Source organism: Bradyrhizobium sp. BR 1433, from assembly GCF_051547665.1.
GTDB classification, from domain to species: domain Bacteria; phylum Pseudomonadota; class Alphaproteobacteria; order Rhizobiales; family Xanthobacteraceae; genus Bradyrhizobium; species Bradyrhizobium australafricanum.
The window spans coordinates 2,128,937-2,149,853 of the sequence record NZ_JBPUGG010000001.1; the positions used below are offsets into that span (position 1 = coordinate 2,128,937).

Below are 20,917 nucleotides of genomic sequence, written 5' to 3' on the forward strand. Positions count from 1 at the left end.
AACCCGAAACGGACTAGATAGGGTTCACGCAAAGTCTATTCGGACCAGGCGCGGGTTCCCTCTAGACTAGCGATTCGTTTTCGGGCCGGCAAATTTCAGCTTCAGATGACTTCGACGACAAACGCCGAGATCGCGAAAGCCGATGGCGATCTCAGGATCGCGCTGCTGCTTGGCATCGCAAACTGGTTTCTGTTTCTGGACCATATTCCGCACAACGTCGTCGGCGCGCTGACCATGCGCAACTTCGGCTTCAGCGGCGCAACCGACCTTTTTGTATTCGTGGGCGGCTACGCCGTGACGCTCATCTACGCCAGGATGACGCTGGAACGCGGATTCCTGGTGGCCGCAACCCGCATCTTCAAGCGCGTATGGCAGCTCTATGCCGCCTATATCGTTCTGTTCGTGATCTATGTCGAGTTGATCAGCTATGTGGCCACCCGGACCGCGGCGCCCGAGATCATCAGCGAGTTCAACATCACCGGCTTCATCGATCACCCGATCCGGACGTTGATCTACGGCCTGTTCCTGCAGGCCAAGCCGCTCAATCTCGACGTGCTGCAACTCACCATTGCCTTGATGGCGTTCCAGCCCGTCATCGTGTTCGGGCTGTTGTACGTGCCGAACGCGACGGTCGTCGCGTCCGTGACCCTCTACGCGGCCGGCCGGCTGCTCAACTGGAACCTGTCGTCATATCCGTATGGCGACTGGTACCTCAATCCGTTCTGCTGGCAATTGCTGTTCGTGATGGGCGGCTGGCTCGCGCTGATCGGCGCGCGATATGCGCCCGCGATCCGCGCGATGCAGGCGGCTCCCGCGCTGCGCGCCATGGCGTTGCTGTATCTGCTGTTCGCCCTGACAATTGTCTCGATCAGCGATATCCCGGCACTCGCGCAAATGATGCCGAGTGGGCTGAGCGATGTGCTGCTGCCAAACGACCGGGAGGAGATCGCGCCTCATCGCATCCTGCACTTCCTGGTCCTGACATTCCTGTTCAGCTGGCTGGTGCCGCGCGATTGGGAATACCTGCGATCTCCCGCCTTGCAGCCGATCATCAAGTGCGGCGAGGAATGGCTGGCCGTGTTCTGTGCAGGCGTCTTCCTCTCATTCGCTGCGCACCTGATCTTGATTACGGGCCCATACTCACTGGCAAGGCAGGTCGCGGTCAGCATCGCCGGTATCGCGGCGATGACGGCCGTCGCCTACTACGTCTCGTGGTCGAAGCAGCAGGACGGCAAGTCGGCCGTCGCTCATTCCTGATTCCTGCGGTTTAGTCGATCGCCAGCGACCGCCGCAGCCGCGCCTCGCTATCGCGCAATATCGCGGTATCGAGCCCGCCTCCCCGACTATTTCCTGCGCGACGCCAGGATCTTCTCGGCGGCGCGCAGATGCGGCTTGTCCAGCATCTTGCCGTCCATCTTGGCGACTCCCGATGGATTATTGGCGAACGCGGCGATCACCCGCTCCGACCATGCGATTTCCTCATCCGTCGGCATGAAGGCCGCATTGACGACGTCGACATGCTTGGGGTGGATCACGGCCTTGGCGAGGAAGCCATCCTGGCGCGCGGCGACCGCCTCGGCCTTCAAAGCATCGAGATCGTTGATGTCGGTCGCGATGGTGTCGATCGCGACGACGCCGGCGGCGGCCGCGCCGATCAGGCAGAGATCGCGCGCCAGGATGAAGGGCGAGTGATAGCGGCCATCACTGCGGTTGCGCGTTGCCCCGAGCGAGGCCGCGAGATCCTCCGCGCCCCACATCATGCCCCACAGCCGCGGGCTCATGTTCTCGAAATCGAGGATTTTCAGCACCGCCCGCGCCGTCTCGGTCGCGACCGTCACGATCCGGGTGGTGCCCTGCGCGATGTCAGAGGCGGCCTCGAATGCGTCGAGATAGAGCGCGAGCCGGTTGACGTCGGCGGCACCGGCGCATTTCGGCAGCACGATTCCATCCGGTTTGCCGGGCATCACGGCGGCGAGATCGCCGAGCGTCAGGTCGGTGTCGAGCGCGTTGACGCGGATATAAAGCTTCTGCTCCGGATTGCGCGCATCGAGCATCTCGCGCGTGATGCCCCGCGCAACCACCTTCTGGTCCGGCGCGATGGAATCCTCGAGATCGAGGATCAAGGCATCGGCCGCAGTCTTCTTCGCGCTTTCATACTTCCGGGTGCTGTCGCCGGGAACGAACAGGAACGATCGCATCGCTTACGCCTTCGGCTTGCAGTGCATCAGGCCGGTGCGGCGGCAGCTCGCCACCACCTCGCCGCGCTGGTTGGTCATGGTGTGCTCGAACTCGACGATGCCCTGGGTGGGCCGCGACTTGCTGGCGCGCTTGCCGATGATTCTGGTGTGCGCCTTCAGCGTATCGCCATGGAACACCGGCTTCGGGAACTTGACGTCGGTCATGCCGAGATTGCCGACGGTCGTTCCCAGCGTCGTATCGTACACGCTCATGCCGATCATGATGCCGAGCGTATAGAGGCTGTTGAACAGCCGCTGGCCGAACTCGGTCTTCTCGGAGAAATGCGCGTCGATATGCAATGGCTGCGGGTTCATGGTCAGGAGGCTGAACATGGTGTTGTCCATCTCGGTCACGGTGCGGCTGAACTCGTGATGGAATTCCTGTCCGGTCTCGAACTCCTCGAAATACAATCCAGCCATTTACCGTCCCTTGTAGTTGGGCGTCCGCTTCTCGACGAACGCATTCAGCCCTTCCTGGCAATCTTCCGTCGATGCGACCACAACGAAGCTTTCCGCCGTGTTCTCCACCGAGCGGCGGAAATCGGCATCGACTGCGCGCATGAAAGCGTCGCGGCCGATCTTCATCACGATCGGTGATTTCGCCGCGAGCTTGCGTGCGATCTCGCGGGCGCGCGCGAGCGCGGTGCCCTTCGGCACCACCTCGCTGAGCAGCCCCATGCGAAAGGCGGTCGCGGCATCGAAGGGCTCGCCAAGGAACAGCGGGCCGAACGCCTGGTGCTTTCCGACCAGCCGCGGCAACTGCACGAAATGGATCGCCGGGATCAGGCCGACATCGATCTCGGGATAGCCGAAGGTCGAGCCGTCGCCCGCGACGATCATGTCGCAGGAGATCGCGATCGTCATGCCGCCGGCGCGCACCGCGCCATCGATCGCCGCAATCGTCGGCTTGCCCATGCGGTACTGCGTATCGTTCAGCGCGAAATACAGCCGCTCGAGGAATGTCTTGGTCTCGATCGCGGGCTTGCCCTTGACGATGTCGAGATCGAGGCCGGCGCAAAACACCTTGTGGGCGCTGCTGATGATGACGGCACGCACCGCGTCGTCGTCACGCGCTTTCGCCAGCGCCGCCAGCAGCGCGTCGATCAGGGGAATGCTGAGTGCGTTGACCGGCGCGCGATCCAGCACGATCTCCGCAATCTGGTCGGTGACCGAGTAACGAACGAGGTCGGTGCTCATGATGTGTTGCCTCCCGTTAGCTCTTGGCCTGCCGCACGGCGCCCGAGAGCAGCAGGCCGTCGATCTCTGCGGAGTCAAATCCGGCCTCTGTCAGCACCGCGCGGCTATCCTGCCCGACGTCAGGTGCGGGGCAAAGGTGATCCTCGGACAGGCTCGCGATCCCTGGCGTGCGCGGCGAATAGACCGCGCCGACGCCGGGTGTGTCCTGGCGCACCGACGCCTTGGTCGCTTCGACATGGACATTGCGCAGCCATTCGCCGGGATCGAGGATCCGCTCCGCGATGATATCAGCCGCATGCAGCCGGGTCAGCCAGGCGTCCGTCGCCTGGGTCAGGAACACCTCGCGCAATTGCGGGATCAGCGCGTCGGCCGCATCGGCGCGGCGGGCGAAGTCGGCAAAACGCGGATCGCCGGCGAGGTCCTCACGGCCGATCGCACCGCATAGCCGCTTGTATTGCGGCTCGTTCACCAGGGTGACCATCATCCAGCCGTCCTGGGTCTGGTAGGTGCCGGCCGGAACGTTCAGCGCGCGCGGCGCGCCGCCCTCGAGGATGAACTCCGCCACCTTGTGGCCGAGCAGCGCCGACGTCGACTGGCAGAGATTGACGTCGATCCAGCGGCCGGTGCCGACGGTCGCGCGCGCGAACAGCGTCGTGGCGATGGCTTGGAACGCATAGACGCCGGTGACGACATCGGAAATCGTGGTCCCGACCCGATGCGGCACGCCATCGGCGCCGACATTGACCGAGACCAGCCCCGAGAACGCCTGCGCCACCGAATCCGAGCCGGGCCGCTTGGCGTACGGGCCGCTCTGCCCGAAGCCGCTGACCGACAGGTAGACCAGGCCGGGATTGTCGCGCGACAGGCCCTCGTAACCGAGCCCGAGCCGCTCTGCGACACCGGGACGAAAGCCCTCGATGAGGACATCGGCCTCGCGCGCCAGCCGCTGCGCGATCGCGATCCCGTCCTTGTGCTTCATGTCGAGGCACAGGCTGCGCTTGCCGCGGTTGTAGACCGCCGACAGCGTTGTGTGATTGCCGTAGGTCGTGCCGAGATAGCGCGACCAGTCGCCCTCCGGCGGTTCGACCTTGATGACGTCGGCGCCGTAGACCCCAAGCAGCATCGCGCAGTAGGGCGAGGCAATCCCCTGCCCGAAATCGAGTACCTTCAGCCCACGATACGGCGCTTCATGCGTCGGCGTCAGCTTGCCCGCCATTTGTCCTCCCATCGCTGTCGAAGAGCCCTGTCCTTTGGGCATGATCCCCGCGCAACCGCTGCGCGCTTGTCGCGAGGGAAAACCGCTGCGCGCCTTTCCCGGATCATGCCCTACAGCGCCAGATAGCGCTGCCGGATGTTATCGTTGGCCTTCAGCTCTTCGATCGAGGATGTGTAGACGATCTGTCCCTTGTCGATAACCGTCGCGTGGCTCGCAAGGCCAAGGCAAAAATGCATGTTCTGCTCGGCGATCAATACTGTGGCACCGGTGCCGCGGAGCTGCCGCAGCAGTTCGCCAATGCGCTGCACGATGATCGGAGCCAGCCCCTCGCTCGGCTCATCCAGCAGCAGCAGCACCGGATTGCCCATCAGCGTGCGGGCGATCGCCAGCATCTGCTGCTCGCCGCCGGACAGCCTTCCGGCGATCCGGTGTCGCAACGGCTCGAGCAGCGGGAACACGTCATAGACACGGCGGATCGACCACTCGTCCTCGCCATCGGGCCCCTTCTTCTGGCCGATGACGAGATTGTCCTCGACGGTATGCTCGGGAAAGATCTGGCGGTCTTCCGGCACGAAGCCGAGCCCGGCCCGCGCGATGTGATGCGGCCGCATTCCCGAGACCACCTGGCCGCGCAGGGTCACCCTGCCGCGGTGCGCCGGCGCCAGTCCCATGATGGCCTTCATGGTGGTCGACTTGCCGGCGCCGTTGCGGCCGAGCAGCGCCATGGTCTCGCCCTGCCGCACCGACAGGCCGACGCCGAACAGGATCTGGCTGGTACCGTAATAGACGTCGAGGTCCTCGACCTGCACCACCGGCTGCGCGCTCATGCCACCGCTCCCGCGTGGTCGTCGCTGCCGAGATAGGCCTCGATCACGGCATCGTTCCTGCGGATCGCGTCCGGCGTCCCGGTCGCCAGGATCCGGCCGTAGCACAGCACGACGATTTGGGGCGCAATCTTGAACACGATGTCCATGTCGTGCTCGATGAACACGACGGTGATCTTCTGCTTTTCCCAGAGCTCGCGCACCTTGTCGATCATGCGCCAGCGCTCCTCGGTACCCATGCCCGCGGTCGGCTCGTCGAGCAGCAGCACCTTGGGCTCGAGCACCAGCGCGAGCGCGATATCGAGCAGCTTCTGGTCGCCATGCGACAGCGTCGCCGCGGTCCGGTTGCGCTTACCGGCGAGGCCGAGCAGCTCCATCGCATGCTCGGCGCGGTCGCGCGTCTCGGCCAGCGGAAACCGGCGATGCATCACGCCGGCGCGGCGCTGATCGGCACAGACTGCAGCCAGCATCGTCTCCTCCACCGTCAGCGACGGGAAGATGCTCGCGACCTGAAAGGCGCGGCCGATGCCATGGCGCACGATCTCCGGCGGGGCCTTGCCCGCCATGTCGACGCCGTTGAGCAAGATCTGCCCGGCATCAGGTTGCAGCGCGCCCGTCATCAGGTTGAAGAATGTGCTCTTGCCGGCGCCGTTGGGACCGATCACGGCGGTGAGCGAACCGTCAGCGAAGTCGAGCGAGACGTTGTCGGTCGCCTTGACGCCGCCAAAGGATTTCGAGAGTCCGCGAATCTCCAGCATGGCTAGCCACTCGCCTCCCGTAGACCGCCATACGTGCTCCACGACGTGCCGGCAAGCCAGCCGCAATCGACCGGCACGTTGGCGCCGGTCATCGCCGAGGCCGCGTCGGAGGCCAGGAATGCGACGACGCGGCCGATCTCCGAGGGATCGACGAGGCGGCGAAGTGCTGCATTGGCAGCCAGCGCCGAGACATCTCGCTCTCCCCGATCGATGGCATTCTTCAGCGCCGGCGTCAGTGTATAGCCGGGGGACACCGCATTGACGCGGATGCCGGACGGCCCCCATTCGGCCGCGAGGCATTCGGTGATGGCGATCACCGCGGCCTTGGCGGGCGCATAAGCATGCAGCGGCATCGAGCGCATGCCGGCAACCGAGGCGATGTTGACGATGCTGCCGCGCTTGCGCGCGATCATCTGCCGCGCAAAGGCAACGCAGGCGACATAGGTGCCGCGCTGGTCGACACGCACGACGTCGTCCAGGAGGTCATCGGCAGTTCGTGCGGCCGGACCGGCACCTGGATGATGCCGGCGCTGTTGACCAGCACCGCGACCGGGCCGCAGTCGCGCTCGATCGCTGCCGCACAGGCCTCGACGCTGCGCTCGTCCGCCACGTCGGCCGCAAACGCCTTGCCACCGACTTCCGCCGCAACCGTCCGCGCCTTGGCGATGTCGCGGTCGACGACGGCGACGAGATCGCCGGCCGCTGCGAGCTCACGCACGCACGCAGCGCCGATGCCGCTGGCGCCGCCGGTAACGACGCTGATCCGCGTCTGTACACTCATGGCGCGCGCTCCCCGGGCTCTCCGCGACGCTGCGCGAACCATTCGACGACAAAGTCCATCAGGCCCCTTCGCAGGCCGACGGCAAAGAACAGGATCACAATGCCGAGCACGATGCCGTGATACTCGGTCAGGCGGGTAACGGTATCGTTGAGGATCAGCAGCAGCACCGTGCCGACCATCGGTCCGAGGAAGGTTGTCACGCCGCCGAGCATGTTGATGAAGATGCCCTCGCCCGAGATCGTCCAATACGCGAACTCGGGATAGGCGCCGGAGACGAACAGCGCCATGATGATGCCGCCGGTCGCGGCGAACAGCGCGGCGAGCACAAAGATCGTCAGCTTGGCGCGCCAGACATCGATGCCGATGAAGCTCGCCCGCGTGGCGTTGTCGCGGATCATGCGCAGCGTGTAGCCGAACGGCGATTGCGCGATCTGGCGCATGAGCAGCAGGCCGATCACCAGCAGGGCGCAGCTCGTGATGTAGAGATGCAGATGATTCGACAGATCGATGCCGAGAAACGGCGGCCTCGGGATCCCGCCGCGCAAACCCTGGTCGCCGCCGGTCAGCGACTGCCACGACAGGATGGTCGAGTGAATCAGCATCTGGAATGCCAGCGTGACGAAGGCGAAGTAGATTTCCTTCAACCGCACGCAGATCGCGCCGATGACGACGGCGACGACCAGGGTCATGGCCAGCGTGGCGACGAAGGCCACCGGGATCGGCACGCCGGTCTTCTGCATCATCAGCCCGAAACCATAGGCACCGAGGCCGAAGAACATGCCGTGGCCGAACGAGATCAAACCGGTGTAGCCGACCAGAAGGTTGAGCGACGTCGCGAACAATCCATAGGCCGCACAGCGGATCACGAAGTCGAGCAGCTGCTTGCTGCCAAAGATGAACGGCAGCAGCGCGAGCAGGACAAAGGCCACGAGCGCGATCAGCACATCGCGGTACCGCTGCGGCCTGGCGTCGATCCGGGCAACATCGAGGGGCTGCGTGCCCTGCCCGGCCTGCAATTCGGTCATGCGACCTCCTTGCCGAACAGCCCGGTCGGGCGCGAGACCAGCACAATCACCATGAAGAGATACATCAGCCCCTCAGTGAACAGCGGGAAGCCGAGCGATCCGAAGGAGCGGATCAGGCCGATCAAAAGCGCGCCGATCAACGCGCCGAGGATCGAGCCCATGCCGCCGATCACGGTCACGATGAAGGACTCGATCAGTACCGAGAAGCCCATGCCCGGCGTCAGCGAGCGCACTGGCGCGGCAAGCGCTCCCGCCAGTCCCGCCAGCATGCCGCCGAGCGCGAATACGCCGCCATAGATCAGCCCGGTATTGATCCCGAGCGCCGAGACCATTCCGGGATTATGCGCAGCCGCACGGATCACCTTGCCGATCCTGGAGCGCGCCAGCCCCAGGCCGAGAACAACGGCCGCGGCGAGCGCCACCCCGATCAAGAGCAGATAATATGGCGGCACCACGCCGCCGGCGATGAACAGCGGCGGCACCTGGAACGCCGCCGGCATGCCCATCGACCTGAATTCAGGCCCCCAGATCATGCGGACGACATCGTCGAAGATCAGCACGAAGGCGTAGCAGACCAGGAGCTGCATCAAGACGTCGCGGCCGTAAACCCGGCTCATGAACACGCGCTCGAAGATCAGGCCGAGGATCGCGGTGCCGACGGCGCCGCTCAGCATCGCCAGCGCGAAGCTGCCGGTGAGCTGATAGGCCGTCATCGCGAAGTAGGCGCCGAACATATAGAAGGCGCCGTGGCTGAAATTGACCACCTTGAGCACGCCGAAGATCAGCGTCAGCCCAACGGCGACAAGGAACAGCAGCATGCCGATGATCAGGCCGCTGGTGGTTTGCGTCACCAGACAGGCAGGGCTGGCGAGGCAACTGGCGAGCGCGTCGAGGTCCACGGAAAATCATCCATCACGGCGGGCCGCAACGTCGGCGCGCGACAAACATCAGATGCGAGGCGAAGGCAGCAGATTGCCGCCTCCGCCCGACATGCGGATCAGGTGTAGCCCTTGCTCTTCTTCCACTCGGCTTCGAACTCGAAGATGGTCTTCCAGTCTCCGGCCTTCACGTCAGGCACGTAGGGCTCCTGCGGGATCGTGGTGCCCCAGCCGATGGCGTAACCGACCAGCGTGTGGTCGTCGGCGCGCATGGTGACGGTGCCGTCGGCGCCGAACGGGCACTTGATGGTGAGCCCGGTGAGCGCTTCCGCGACCTTCTTGCCGTCGGTCGAGTTCGCCTTCTTGACGGCCTCGTTGAGGAACATGACCGCCGTCGCGTTCTGCCACGACCAGTTGGTCGGATACTCGTTGTACTTGGCCTTGTAGGCATCGCCCCAGGCCGCATTTTCGGGCGTCGGCGGGAATGTCTTGATATAGCGATCGCCGGAGTGGATGCCCTTGGGCAGGTTCTTCACCACCGTGAGTGCGGTGTAGTCGGCCATGTTGACCGCGAACACCTCCATCTGGGTGAACATCGCGTAGATGTTGGCCTGGTCGATGTAGGAGGTGAGATCGCCGCCCCACAGGCAGGAATAGAGCGCCTGCGGCTTGGCCTGCAGGATCTTCGTCACCACCTCGGTGTAGTCGGGTTGGAACAGCTTTGGCCAGGACTCGCTGATGATCTCGACGTCGGGCGCGAACTTCTTCAAGTACAGCACGAACTCGCCGGTGGTGTCGCGGCCATAGGCATAGTCGGGCGAACAGGTCGCCCATTTCTTCAGGCCCTTGGCCTTGGCGATCCCTGCCGCGTAGCTGGCGCCGACGATCGAGTCGTGAATGCCTTGCCGCACGCAGCGGAAGGCGTTCGGGATGTGCTGCTTGGGATCGGCAGTCAGCGACGACGCTTCCGAGCAGGTGTGGATGCAGAGCACCCCGAGATCCCGCGCCACTTCGTGAACCGCGAACGATCCCGAGGACGCTTCGCCGTCGAGCAGCATCTCGCAACCGTCGGTGTTGACGAGTTCGCGCGCGATGCGCGCGGCTTCCTGCGGCTGCCCCTTGGAGTCGCGGATCACCATCTCGATCTGCCGTCCGGCAAGGCCGCCGGCGGCGTTGACCTTCTCGACCTCCAGCAGCACTGCGTTGCGCGAGGACGTTCCGAGTTGCGCGACGCGGCCCGACAGAATGGTCGGCATGCCGATCTTGATCGTCTTGGCCTGTGCGCGCGCCACCCATGGCGCGGCAAAGCTCACCGCACCGGCGCCCATCAGCGCAAGCGTCGAGCGCCGGGTGATGCCCGGTTTCCGGGTCCTCTTCATCATTCCCCTCCCTGTCGGGTTCGCGTTCCCAAAATCCCTGCCGGAGATCGTTTCGTCTCCATGACCACGATGTTTTCAGAGCAAGGGGGGTGACGTCAAGCCAAAGATGAATTACGACTCATAATTCATCTAGGGAGAAAACGGCGCCGGAATCGGCCCCGCGGGCGGCAAATGATCAACCTTTCCAGCTTCATCGCATTTCATGCCCGGCGGACTCCGGACCGCTGTGCGCTGAAATATCGCGGCGAGGACGTCTCCTACGCCGACTTTGATCTGCGGATCCGGCAGGTCGGCGGCTGGCTCGCGGGGCGCGGGATCGCGCCCGGCGATGTCGTCGCCGTGCTGATGAAGAACAGCACGGCCTTTCTCGAGCTGGCGTTCGCGACCAGCCATATCGGCGCGGTGTTCCTGCCGATCAACTATCGCCTCTCGGCCGATGAGGTCGGCTACATCGTCGGCAATTCCGGCGCGCGCCTCTTGGTCGCCGACGAGGAGTTTGCCGCGATCGCAACCGGCGGCGCGCCGGTCGTGCTGCTCGATGAGGTCGCGCAGTCCAGCGTCACCAACCTTGCGCCCGACATCGCGCCGGCGCCGATCCATGTGCGCGGGCCGCGCGACCTGATGCGGCTGATGTACACCTCGGGCACGACGGATCGTCCCAAGGGGGTGATGCTCAGTTACGAAAACATCTACTGGAAATCCGCCGACCAGACCCTGGTGCTCGGGCTCAACGCCGACACGCGGCTGCTCGTCGTCGGTCCGCTCTATCACGTCGGCGCGCTCGACCTGCCCGGCATCGCGGTGCTCTGGCATGGCGGCATGCTGTGCATTCACCGCACCTTCGAGCCTGAACCTGCGCTCGCCGCGATCGAGCGCGAGAAGCTCAACGCGGCGTGGTTCGCGCCGGTCATGACCACGGCCCTCCTCACTCATCCGAACCGCGAGCGCTACGACGTCTCCAGCCTGCAATGGGCGATCGGCGGCGGCGAGAAGACACCGGAAGTCCGCATCCGCGCCTTCTCTGACTATTTCAAGAACGCGCGCTACATCGATGCCTACGGCCTCACCGAAAGCTGCGGCGGCGATACCTTCATGGACGCGGGCCGCGAGATCGAGAAGATCGGTTCGACCGGCCGCGCCATCGCCCATGTCGAGATCGAGATCCGCGACGATGCCGGCAAGCGCCTGCCGGCCGGCCAGAACGGCGAGATCTGCCTGCGCGGCCCGAAGGTCACGCAGGGCTACTGGAAGGATCCCGAGAAGACCGCATCCGCGTTCTTCGGCGACTGGTTCCGTACCGGCGATGTCGGCTATCTCGACGACGACGGCTTCCTGTATCTGACCGATCGCAAGAAGGACATGATCATCTCCGGCGGCGAGAACATCGCCTCCTCCGAGGTCGAGCGCGTCATCTACGAAATGCCTGAAGTGCGCGAGGTCGCGGTGATCGGCCTGCCGGACCCGCGCTGGGGCGAGAAGCCGGTCGCGATCGTGGTGCTGGCCGACGACGCCAAGCTCGACCTGCCCGGTCTCACCGACCACTGCCGGACACGGCTCGCCGGTTTCAAGGTGCCGCGGCAGCTCGTCATCCGCGACAGCCTGCCGCGCAATCCATCCGGCAAGGTGCTCAAACGCGTGCTCCGTGCCGAACTCGAGGCCACCGCATGACGCAAGCGACATCCGCCAAAGTGACAAAACTTAACCGGGTCGAGCGCAACGCCTGGACCAAGCAGAAGATCTTCGACGCCGCGACCAAGGTCGTCGGCAAATACGGCTATGCCGAAGCCTCGGTCGCGCGCATCACCGAAGCCGCCGGCGTCGCGCAGGGCACTTTCTACAATCATTTCGAGAACCGCCAGGAGCTGCTCGACCAGCTGCTGCCGAAGATCGGCCTCGACATGGTCCGCTTCATCCATGCGCGCACCGGCACCGCGAGCGAGGCCCGGCAGGAGGTCGAGCGCTTCGGCGCCTTCTTCGATTTCATCCGCGAGGTGCCGGAATTCCTGCGCATCCTCAACGAGGCCGAATTCTTCGCGCCGATCGGCTACCAGAAGCATTTCGACAACATCTCGAGCGCCTATGTGCGGATCCTGCAACGCGCGCGGGCTGCCGGTGCGACCAACGCGTTCAGCGACGAGGAATTCGAGGCCATCGTCCAGGTGCTAATGGGCGCGCGCGGTTATCTCAGCCGCCGCTATTCCTATTCCGAGCGCGGCGTCACTGCGGTGCCCGACTATGTGATCACCGCCTATCAAAAGCTGGTCACCCGCGGCCTGTTCACCACCAGCGACAAGGGAAGAAAATCATGAGCGCTGAGGGCACCATCCTCGTCACCGGCGGCAGCCGCGGCATTGGCGCGGCGACCGCGACACTGCTCGCCGATCAGGGGCATCGCGTCGTCATCGTCGACATCGCGCCGGAGCCGCTGGTTGGAACAGCCGCCGTCCTGTGGCCGGTGCCGTTCGACGTCGCGAGCGAGAGCGCCGTCGTCGCGGGCATTGCCGATATCGAGACCGCGCATGGTCCGATCAGCGGCCTCGTCAACGCCGCCGGCGTGTTCGGTAAGATGCACACGATCGAACGGGTGCGGATGGAGCAATGGGACCGCGAGGTCAATATCGATCTGCGCGGCACCTTCCTGGTCGCGCGCAGCGTCGGCATCGCCATGGCGAAGCGGCGGCATGGCGCGATCGTCAACGTCGCCTCGGTAGCCGGCATGACGTCGGGCCCGATCCACGCCTATACCGCCGCAAAGGCCGGCGTCATCCAGATCACGCAGACGCTCGCCGCCGAATGGGGCCGCGCCGGCGTCCGCGTCAACGCGGTATCGCCCGGCTTCACCCGCACGGCGGCGCTCGAGGCCGGCATCGCATCGGGCGCCCTGAACAAGGATCTGCTGGCGCGCCCGACCGCGCTGAATCGGCTGGTCGAGCCGATCGAAGTGGCGCAGGCGATCGCCTGGCTGCTCTCGCCGCAGAGCAGCGGCATCACCGGCATCAACCTGCCGGTCGATGCCGGATACATCGCAGGCACCACCTGGGCCGCCTATGGCGGCCTGCCGGAAGCCCCACGCAGCTGAGGACAACGCATGAATATCGAGCTTCCGCGCAAACACCTCGATCTGTCCTCCGCCATCGCCGAGGGTGACATCCGCGTGCTGCTGATGGTGCTGGTGCATATGACCGGCGACGAGAAGTGGCTCGAGCCGCCCTACAAGCCGAAGCGCGACGTCCGTCTGATCCCGGATCCCGACGCCGGTGTGCCTCAGGAGATCCAGGACGAGATTCGCGCGGCGGTCCTGAACCTGTTCGCGAACGGCACCCCGAAGCCCGTCATCACCGATCCCGGCAATGAGCTGATGCTGCGGATGATGCGCGCGACGCTCGGCGACAATGTCGCGCCGGAATATGCGCCGCTGATGCGGGAGGAGATGGGCTTCATCCCACGCGACGCGCGCTGGCGCGAGCGCCCTTCTGGCGAGAAGCTGGCGCAGCAGCATGTGCTGATCGTCGGCGCCGGGGTCTGCGCGATCGCGCTTGGCGTCGCGCTCGGCCGGCTCGGCATCCCCTATACGATTGTCGAGAGGCAGGACGAGATCGGCGGCACCTGGTACGTCAACCGCTATCCCGGCTGCGGCGTCGATACACCGAACCACTCCTATTCCTTCTCGTTCGGCGCCCGCAATCCGTGGACCCGCTATTTCGCGCAGCGCCAGGAGCTGCTCGATTATCTGCTCAAGGTCGTGCGCGAATACGACATCCGCAAGCACGTCCGCCTCAATACCGAGCTCGTCGCCTCGCGCTGGAACGAAGGCAAGCGACGCTGGATCTCGACGCTGAAGTCCGTCCGCGGCGAAGAAACGTTTGAATCCACGGCGCTGGTCAGCGCGATCGGCCAGCTCAACGATCCCTTGCCTGCCCGCTTTGAGCGAGACGAGGCCTTCACCGGTCTGAAGGTTCATTCGGCGCGGTGGTCCGACGATATCAAGCTCGACGGCAGGCATGTCGCCGTGATCGGCACCGGCGCGACCGCGATGCAGCTGGTGCCGTCGATCGCCGACCGCGTCGCCTCGGTCACCGTCTACCAACGCACCGCGCAGTGGGCGCGGCCGGTGAAGGGCTATTCCGATCCGATCACCGAAGGCGCGCAGTGGCTGCTCGCCCATCTGCCGTTCTATGTGCAGTGGTACCGCTTCAACATGTTCTGGCGTTACGGCGACGGATTGCTGCCGTTCCTGCGCAAGGATCCGGCGTGGCCGCATCCGGACCGCGCCGTCAACAAGGGCAACGACCGGCATCGCCAGGAGCTGGCCGACTTCATCCTGTCCGAGCTGAAGGATCGCCCCGACCTGATCGAGAAGTGCATGCCGACCTATCCGCCCTACGGCAAGCGCATCCTGCTCGACAACAACTGGTTCAAGACGCTGACCAAACCGAATGTCGAGCTGGTGACCGACAAGATCGACCATTTCGCCGCAGACGGAATCGTCACCGCCGATGGCACATCGCGGCAGCACGACGTCATCGTGATCTCGACCGGCTTCAAGGTCTCCGAGATGGCGGCGCGGCTCAACATCACCGGGCGTCACGGCAAGAACCTCAAGCAGGCGTGGCGCGACGACAATCCGACCGCTTATCTCGGCCTCACCGTACCTGATTTCCCCAATCTCTTTCTGATGCTCGGCCCCAATTCGGGGCCTGCGCATGGCGGCAGCGTCATCTTCCAGTCGGAGTGCCAGAGCCGTTACATCTCCGCGTGCCTTGTCGAGATGATCGAGAATGACATCGCCGCGATCGACGTGCATCCCGACGCGCATGACGCGTATATCCGCGACGTCGACGCCGAGCATGAGCAACTGATCTGGACGCATCCGGGCATGACGACCTACTACCGCAACAGACGCGGCCGGGTGTTCTCGGCGATGCCGTGGCGGTTCGTCGACTACTGGAAGATGACGCACGATCCGGATTTCACCCAATATCGAAAGTCGCGACAGGAATCCTGACCTGAATTACCCCGCTCGTTAACTTGACAGATCGCCATAACTGCCGCAGCATTTCGCTGACTGCACCTGTTGGGGTGCTGGAGCGCTTGCTCCTCGCGTCGCAGGAATTGACGGACGATTATGGGATCGGCCGTCAGGCAGCTGAAGCGGACAGATGTCCGTCGGCCCACCCTTGGAGAGGAGCATGACGCCACCGGCGCAAGCCAGCGACCTTGCTCAGCGGCAAGGTCTCGGTGCACGTTGAGGCAAACAGCAGCTGCTAGCCGCGTGCGCCACCGACAATCTGAACATATCCGCAGGACAGGAGCGCAAAGGCCACGCGCTTTTAGGTCCCGAAACACGACTGGTCGATACCAGACATCCTTCGCTAAAACGAAGTAGCAGGGCCCCGCGATGCTTGACTGCACCGGGGCCCGTTCGTTTGCCCGCGATCTCTCCTCCGTCACGCCGCATTGCGCCCCCGCACGGGATCGGGAACAATTGTCGCGACGAGATGGGGAATGACGATGGAAAAGCCGCGGATCCGAATCTACACCGACTACAAGTCTCCGTATGCCTATGTCGCCAACAAGCGGCTGTTCGAACTCGAGGAGAGATACGGCGTCGAGCTGGAATGGCTGCCCTACACGCTGCGCATTCCCGAATTCATGGGCACGGTCGAGGAGCGTACGCCGCACTTCTGGCGCAAGGTGCGCTACGCTTACATGGATGCGCGCCGGTTCGCAAACGCGCAGGGACTGACCATGAAGGGCCCGCGCCGGATCTATGACGCCTTCTACGCCAGCGCCGGCATGCTGTTCGCGCAGCGTCACGGGCTGTTCCGGCCTTATCACGATACGGTGTTCCGGAAGTTCTGGAACCACGAGCTGGAAATCGACGAGCTGCCCGAGATTGCCGGCGTGATCACCGCGGTCGGCGGCTCCGCCGACGCCTTCGAGGCCTATGTTCGCGGCCCTGCCCGCGCCGAACATGATCGCATCATCGACGAGGCCGAAGCGCTCGGCGTGTTCGGCGTTCCCAGCATGGTGTTCAACGGCGAATTGTTCTGGGGCGGCGACCGCATCGACATGCTGATCGAGCGGATCAAGCAGCCGGAGACGATCGCGATCGCGCTTGGCGGCCGGCACCGGACGTAGGCGCCGACCGTTTCGAATCGGCCTATCGTCGCTGATCGATCAGCCTCCGTTCAGGATCGCCCAGCACGCGGTGCGTTCCAGCACCGGTTTCAACGCCGCGCGCTCGCCGGCATCGAGCGCAGTAAACTTCTGGCGCAGCTGCTGCAGGCATTTGACCTGATATTTGAACGGCGCCAGCGCGTAGGGCAGTCCCCAGACGTTGATCTCGAGCCGTTCGAGGCCCTTGGCGAAGGCATCCGCGTTGGCCGCCAGGAACGGCAGATAAAGTTCGCCGGCGATCCGCAGCAGCGCCTCGGCGAACCCGCCAAGCGCCTGCTCACGAGGATACCAGTCACCCTCGACACCTGACGCATCGTCGAGCCGCCGCACCCAGTGATCGGTGAACGGTGCGCGCTCGCGCATGATCCGCATCGGGGTCGGGTCGGTCGCCATCTCGCTGAGCTGGCCGAACCAGGCAAAATCCGCCAGCGACGGCCGGCTGCCGAACAGATAGCTCCTCATGCCGACATGCGGCTCGAACGCCGCAAGCGTCCGCCGGTAGCTCTCCTCCAGCAGCGGCCTGTTCTCATCCGTCGCGCCGAGAATGACCATGCGCGAAATCTGCCGCTGCCGGAACTCTTCGATTTCCTCGCGGCTGCCGGCCTCGGCCTCCGATGTCGACCACTCTTCGCCGGCCCAGCGCGAGACATAGGCCTGGTCTTCCGGATCCCACCAGCGATAGAGAAACAACGGCTTCACTGCCCATTCGTCGGCGAGGTCCTCGAGCAGATCGCAGATGAAAGCGATGGCCCTGTCCTCGGGGATCACCGACCGTCCCTGATGTCGCGCCTCCAGATCATAGGCCAGCGTCGTGGTCTCGCCGCGGTAGCTGCCGTCGGGATATTGCAGCACCGGGATCAGCATCGGCTTCAGATGCGCGGTTGCCTCGCGAAGCGCCTTGGTCATGATCACCCAGTCGTGCGGGATCCGGCGGTAGCGCATCAGCGCGCGCAACTTGATCGCATAGGGCGAGGCGGTCGAGCCGATCAGGTGATAGCGTCCCTCTGTCATGACGATTGCTCCAAAAACGCCGGATTGCCGTAGGGATAGAACTGCGCGAGATCGACGTTCTTGTACGGCAGCTTGTCGAGACGCGTCGTACCGAGGAACGGCTCATCGGGTTCGACCAGGAGGATCGTCTTGGCAAATCCATTGTCGTCGAAGCCGCGCCGGAAATGGACCCGCGACTTGATCGCCATCACGTCAAAGGCGCCGATGTCGGGCACCAGCGCCTTCAGCGAAAACGGCTCCATGACCTGCACCAGATAGGTGGACAGGATCAGCACATTGTTGCGGCCGAAGCGCACGCAGACCCAGAACTGGCCGTAGCGATCGCTCATTTTGGTGCGGCTCGGCTGTTTTCCGCATTGTGGCATTGAAGGCGCGGCGCGCCAATCCGCATTCGATTTTTGCCCGCCAGACCTGCAAATACGCAGGCGCAGCCGCAGCTTGCCGCCGCGCGGATTCTGCTATGGTCCGCCGCAACAATCGGGCCGCGGCCCCGCAGACATCTCAAGGAGAGAGCGCCATAAATCCCCCCGTCAGTTCGCCCGCGATCAAGGTCGTCAAATCGGTTCGCGAGCAGGTGAGCGCCGAGGAGTGGCAGGCCCGCGTCGATCTTGCCGCCTGTTACCGGCTGACGGCGATGTACGGCATGACCGAGATGATCGCGAACCACATCTCCTGCCGCGTGCCCGGCACCACCGACCAGTTCCTGATCAATGCCTACGGCATGCTGTATGAGGAGATCGACGCCTCCAGCCTGATCAAGGTCGACGTCGAGGGCAACACGCTGCTCAACGCCACCGACTACGACGTCAACGTCGCCGGCTTCGTCATTCACAGCGCTATCCACATGGCCAAGCACGACATGGATTGCGTCGCGCACACCCATACCCCGGCCGGCATGGCGGTCTCGGCGATGGAATGCGGCCTGCTGCCGCTGGCGCAGACCTCGATGCGCTTCCTGCACGTCGCCTATCACGACTTCGAGGGCATCGCCGACAATGTCGACGAGCGCGAACGCCTGGTCCGCGACCTCGGCGACAACGAGGCGATGATCCTGCGCAACCATGGCCTCTTGGTCGTCGGCCGCACCGTGCCCGCCGCCTTCAACGTGCTGTTCCGCCTCGAGCGCGCCTGCCAGACCCAGGTGATGGCGCTGTCCTGCAACACCAAGCTGGTCTATCCGCCGCAAAATATCCTCGAAGACACCTATGAGCGGATGCTGCCGAAGCCCGGCCGCGCCGCCCGCAACGGCGAACTCGCCTGGCCCGCGCTGCTGCGCAAGCTCGACCGGGCGGATCCGTCGTATCGGGATTGAGAGCGAAAGCCGGCGCAGGCTTTCTCCATTCGTCGTCCCGGCGAAGGCCTGGGCCCATGACCACAGGGTAGCGTTGTTGAAAAACAGGCCGTGGCCCCAGCGTCGCGCAACAATTCGCATTCGTGGTAATGGGTCCCGGCCTTCGCCGGGACGACGCTGAAATTGTTGCACGATCTGTAAGTCACACATCCGCATTCTCGCGGCGTGTTTCGCCCGAGCTTTGCTCTTCGTTCCACCCTCTCTGTTGAAGAGGGCGCAGGGAAAGCCGGGTGCCGATCGCACCCATGGGCCCCGAGCAATGGGTAGAAAGCTCGGGGGTAGGACCACAGGTGTAACCGGAGCAATCCGGCTTTCCCTGCGCGATGGGCTACGGCTTATTTCGTGCTCTCCCCGGCGAGACTGGGCTTGTTTGTCACCGTCTTCGCAACGCGCATCGCGCAATTCGAAAAGACACCTGCCGCTAGGGCGTCAGGACCACACGACTTCACCGTCCACGTCATGCGCACTCGTCAGTTGGGCAATCGGCGTCCACCGCATCTCGACCCACGTTCGTGACGACCGCGAAGCGCCCCTCAATCGGGTGAGACGGGCGGAATTGGATCACTGATTTGCCCGACGACGGAAGCGGGATTTTGCCCGTCGGGGTGATTTGTCGCAGCCATCGTGCGGTGGGCGCGGAACGTCGTGCCGCTCAGCTTCCGAGCTGAATGGTGCGCTCCAGCGCCGCGGCGAAGCCGTTGAGGGGGACGTTAAAGACGACAGCCTGCCCGTTGCTGATGCTCTGTGCGGCAACGGTGAGCATTTTGGCCCTGCTGATGGTGTCGGTCACGACCGCGGAAAAGGATACCGGCAGCAAGCAGCCTTGCGCCGTGCAGGTGGTGAAGCGCGTCTGCTCCAAATTCTTGCCGTCAAGCTTGAGGACGGCCCCGGCGTCGAACTTCAGCCCGAACGGCATCAAGATGTTGCCTTCGGCCTTTCCGTCCCTGGGAATCAGTTCGATGGCGAAGATTTGCTGATTGGTTTCCTTGGCGAGCTGTGTCTGCCCGAGGGTACACAGCTTGGCCCCGCCGTCGAGCTGGCATTTGACGATCCAGTCTCCGTAGGTCTCGCTGATCGCGGAAGCGCCCTTGGGAAGTTGGACGGCGCGGACCACGCCGTCCATCGCGGACGTCTGGCTCCGTGTGTCGATCGGCATGGAGACGGTGCTCCCACTCGCATCCGACACATCGGGAGTTCGGGCGGCTTGCGCCGAACCGACGCCGACCATGACGACGAGAGCAACGATCGCCCGAAGACGCCTGTCTGCTGCGCTGACCGTCACCATTGCATTCACTCCGCCTCGTTACGTCCCGAAACCGATTTGCCTCTTCGTCGGCGTATTCGTGGGTATAATTCCCACGTGAACGAGATACGTCTACGTGGAGAGCCGCTGATATGCAAGAGCTGATCGCCGCCGGTGTGATTGTTGCGATTGTTGCGTTCTGCGGCGGGTATTTCTGGGCAATTGCACGTGAAGCCAGGACCGCGAACAAGCAACAACGCAAATGGTAGTCCGGCGCCGCCACCTTGCTCCCGTGATTTGCCCACGGGGCGCGTTTTCAACTAAGCTCGCCGGATGGACATGCTCGTCAAGCTCTACGCCCTACCCGATTCCCGGTCCGCATACGATCGATTGCTCAAGGCCGGAATTGTCATGCGCCGCGCGCTCGCCCCGGAAAAGCACAAGGTTGTGGCCTGGGTGCGGGAGACATTCAGCGAGGCGTGGGCCAGCGAAACCGAGGTCGCGTTCAGCCGCCAACCCGTCTCCTGCTTCATCGCGATCCAGCAAAAGAAGATCCTCGGATTCGCCTGCCACGACGCGGCCTGTCGCAACTTCTTTGGTCCGACCGGTGTCGCGCCGAAGGCGCAGCAGGGCGGAATCGGCAAGGCGCTGCTGTTTGCCTGCCTCGAGGACATGAAACACCAGGGTTTCGGTTACGCCATCATCGGCGGCGTCGGGCCGGCGGAATTCTATACGAAAGCTGTCGGCGCGGTGGCCATCGAAGGCTCCGCGCCGGGGATCTATCGAGGATTGCTGTAGCTGCTCCGCAGATCCATTGCCGGTCCTGTCGCGCTACGA

General features: G+C 64.2%; 20 protein-coding genes and 1 pseudogene. 8 read left to right on the forward strand and 13 right to left on the reverse strand.

The features are described from left to right. Positions 1–105 precede the first annotated feature (105 nt). Positions 106–1,257: an OpgC domain-containing protein gene (locus ACSKB9_RS10775; RefSeq protein ID WP_316397576.1), complete on the forward strand. Its 1,152-nt coding sequence runs from the start codon at positions 106–108 to the stop codon at positions 1,255–1,257. A gap of 86 nt (positions 1,258–1,343) precedes the next feature. Here the strand turns inward: ACSKB9_RS10775 and ACSKB9_RS10780 are convergent, their stop codons facing one another. From ACSKB9_RS10780 to ACSKB9_RS10825, 10 genes and pseudogenes are all read right to left on the reverse strand, one after another. Beyond that, positions 1,344–2,198 (reverse strand): HpcH/HpaI aldolase/citrate lyase family protein, encoded by an 855-nt coding sequence (locus tag ACSKB9_RS10780; RefSeq protein WP_438073052.1) that lies wholly within the window; start codon positions 2,196–2,198, stop codon positions 1,344–1,346. A 3-nt stretch (positions 2,199–2,201) separates the two neighbouring features. Then, positions 2,202–2,657 carry a MaoC family dehydratase gene (locus ACSKB9_RS10785; RefSeq protein WP_438073054.1) on the reverse strand — a complete coding sequence of 152 codons (456 nt, stop codon included), beginning with the start codon at positions 2,655–2,657 and terminating at the stop codon, positions 2,202–2,204. Further along, positions 2,658–3,434: an enoyl-CoA hydratase/isomerase family protein gene (locus tag ACSKB9_RS10790; protein WP_438073055.1), complete on the reverse strand. Its 777-nt coding sequence runs from the start codon at positions 3,432–3,434 to the stop codon at positions 2,658–2,660. Between the two features lie 16 nt (positions 3,435–3,450). Then, positions 3,451–4,650 carry a CaiB/BaiF CoA transferase family protein gene (locus tag ACSKB9_RS10795; protein ID WP_438073057.1) on the reverse strand — a complete coding sequence of 400 codons (1,200 nt, stop codon included), beginning with the start codon at positions 4,648–4,650 and terminating at the stop codon, positions 3,451–3,453. A 110-nt stretch (positions 4,651–4,760) separates the two neighbouring features. Then, the gene (locus ACSKB9_RS10800) at positions 4,761–5,477 is read right to left on the reverse strand and encodes an ABC transporter ATP-binding protein (protein ID WP_075968245.1); all 717 of its coding nucleotides are present in this window, start codon (positions 5,475–5,477) and stop codon (positions 4,761–4,763) included. Further along, on the reverse strand, positions 5,474–6,232 hold the full coding sequence (locus ACSKB9_RS10805) for an ABC transporter ATP-binding protein (RefSeq protein WP_411780442.1): 759 nt from the start codon (positions 6,230–6,232) through the stop codon (positions 5,474–5,476). Before ACSKB9_RS10805 ends, ACSKB9_RS10800 begins: the two co-directional genes overlap by 4 nt. Before the next feature lie 2 nt (positions 6,233–6,234). Then, positions 6,235–7,055: pseudogene (locus ACSKB9_RS10810) on the reverse strand (SDR family NAD(P)-dependent oxidoreductase). Further along, positions 7,010–8,038, reverse strand: coding sequence for a branched-chain amino acid ABC transporter permease (locus tag ACSKB9_RS10815; protein ID WP_438073059.1), 1,029 nt, complete (start codon positions 8,036–8,038; stop codon positions 7,010–7,012). Before ACSKB9_RS10815 ends, ACSKB9_RS10810 begins: the two are co-directional and overlap by 46 nt. Next, positions 8,035–8,937 (reverse strand): branched-chain amino acid ABC transporter permease, encoded by a 903-nt coding sequence (locus tag ACSKB9_RS10820; RefSeq protein WP_057020545.1) that lies wholly within the window; start codon positions 8,935–8,937, stop codon positions 8,035–8,037. The genes ACSKB9_RS10815 and ACSKB9_RS10820 overlap by 4 nt, the downstream gene beginning before the upstream one ends. A gap of 98 nt (positions 8,938–9,035) precedes the next feature. Then, positions 9,036–10,295, reverse strand: a complete 1,260-nt coding sequence (locus ACSKB9_RS10825; RefSeq protein ID WP_438080147.1) for an ABC transporter substrate-binding protein — start codon at positions 10,293–10,295, stop codon at positions 9,036–9,038. Between the two features lie 171 nt (positions 10,296–10,466). Here ACSKB9_RS10825 and ACSKB9_RS10830 point away from each other — a divergent pair, with 171 nt between their 5' ends. From ACSKB9_RS10830 to ACSKB9_RS10850, 5 genes are all read left to right on the forward strand, one after another. Continuing rightward, entirely contained in the window at positions 10,467–11,963 is a 1,497-nt protein-coding gene (locus tag ACSKB9_RS10830; RefSeq protein ID WP_438073061.1) for an AMP-binding protein, read from the forward strand. Further along, entirely contained in the window at positions 11,960–12,604 is a 645-nt protein-coding gene (locus tag ACSKB9_RS10835; RefSeq protein WP_057020547.1) for a TetR/AcrR family transcriptional regulator, read from the forward strand. The genes ACSKB9_RS10830 and ACSKB9_RS10835 overlap by 4 nt, the downstream gene beginning before the upstream one ends. Beyond that, the gene (locus tag ACSKB9_RS10840) at positions 12,601–13,374 is read left to right on the forward strand and encodes an SDR family NAD(P)-dependent oxidoreductase (protein ID WP_438073063.1); all 774 of its coding nucleotides are present in this window, start codon (positions 12,601–12,603) and stop codon (positions 13,372–13,374) included. Before ACSKB9_RS10835 ends, ACSKB9_RS10840 begins: the two co-directional genes overlap by 4 nt. A 9-nt stretch (positions 13,375–13,383) precedes the next feature. Continuing rightward, positions 13,384–15,300 carry an NAD(P)-binding domain-containing protein gene (locus ACSKB9_RS10845; RefSeq protein WP_438073065.1) on the forward strand — a complete coding sequence of 639 codons (1,917 nt, stop codon included), beginning with the start codon at positions 13,384–13,386 and terminating at the stop codon, positions 15,298–15,300. A gap of 506 nt (positions 15,301–15,806) precedes the next feature. Further along, the gene (locus ACSKB9_RS10850; RefSeq protein WP_438080149.1) at positions 15,807–16,436 is read left to right on the forward strand and encodes a 2-hydroxychromene-2-carboxylate isomerase; all 630 of its coding nucleotides are present in this window, start codon (positions 15,807–15,809) and stop codon (positions 16,434–16,436) included. Positions 16,437–16,475: 39 nt separating this feature from the next. On the opposite strand, the gene ACSKB9_RS10855 is transcribed toward ACSKB9_RS10850, so the two are convergent. Together ACSKB9_RS10855 and ACSKB9_RS10860 are read right to left on the reverse strand one after the other, a co-directional pair. Then, positions 16,476–17,486 (reverse strand): glutathione S-transferase N-terminal domain-containing protein, encoded by a 1,011-nt coding sequence (locus ACSKB9_RS10855; RefSeq protein ID WP_438073067.1) that lies wholly within the window; start codon positions 17,484–17,486, stop codon positions 16,476–16,478. Beyond that, positions 17,483–17,815, reverse strand: coding sequence for a hypothetical protein (locus ACSKB9_RS10860; protein ID WP_438073069.1), 333 nt, complete (start codon positions 17,813–17,815; stop codon positions 17,483–17,485). The genes ACSKB9_RS10855 and ACSKB9_RS10860 overlap by 4 nt, the downstream gene beginning before the upstream one ends. A 188-nt stretch (positions 17,816–18,003) precedes the next feature. On the opposite strand from ACSKB9_RS10860, the gene ACSKB9_RS10865 reads away from it, so the two are divergent. Next, positions 18,004–18,798 carry a class II aldolase/adducin family protein gene (locus ACSKB9_RS10865; RefSeq protein ID WP_438080151.1) on the forward strand — a complete coding sequence of 265 codons (795 nt, stop codon included), beginning with the start codon at positions 18,004–18,006 and terminating at the stop codon, positions 18,796–18,798. Between the two features lie 691 nt (positions 18,799–19,489). On the opposite strand, the gene ACSKB9_RS10870 is transcribed toward ACSKB9_RS10865, so the two are convergent. Next, positions 19,490–20,122 carry an invasion associated locus B family protein gene (locus ACSKB9_RS10870; RefSeq protein WP_438073071.1) on the reverse strand — a complete coding sequence of 211 codons (633 nt, stop codon included), beginning with the start codon at positions 20,120–20,122 and terminating at the stop codon, positions 19,490–19,492. Between the two features lie 291 nt (positions 20,123–20,413). Here ACSKB9_RS10870 and ACSKB9_RS10875 point away from each other — a divergent pair, with 291 nt between their 5' ends. Beyond that, complete coding sequence (locus ACSKB9_RS10875; RefSeq protein ID WP_438073073.1) at positions 20,414–20,878, forward strand: GNAT family N-acetyltransferase; 465 nt, start codon at positions 20,414–20,416, stop codon at positions 20,876–20,878. Positions 20,879–20,917 lie beyond the last annotated feature (39 nt).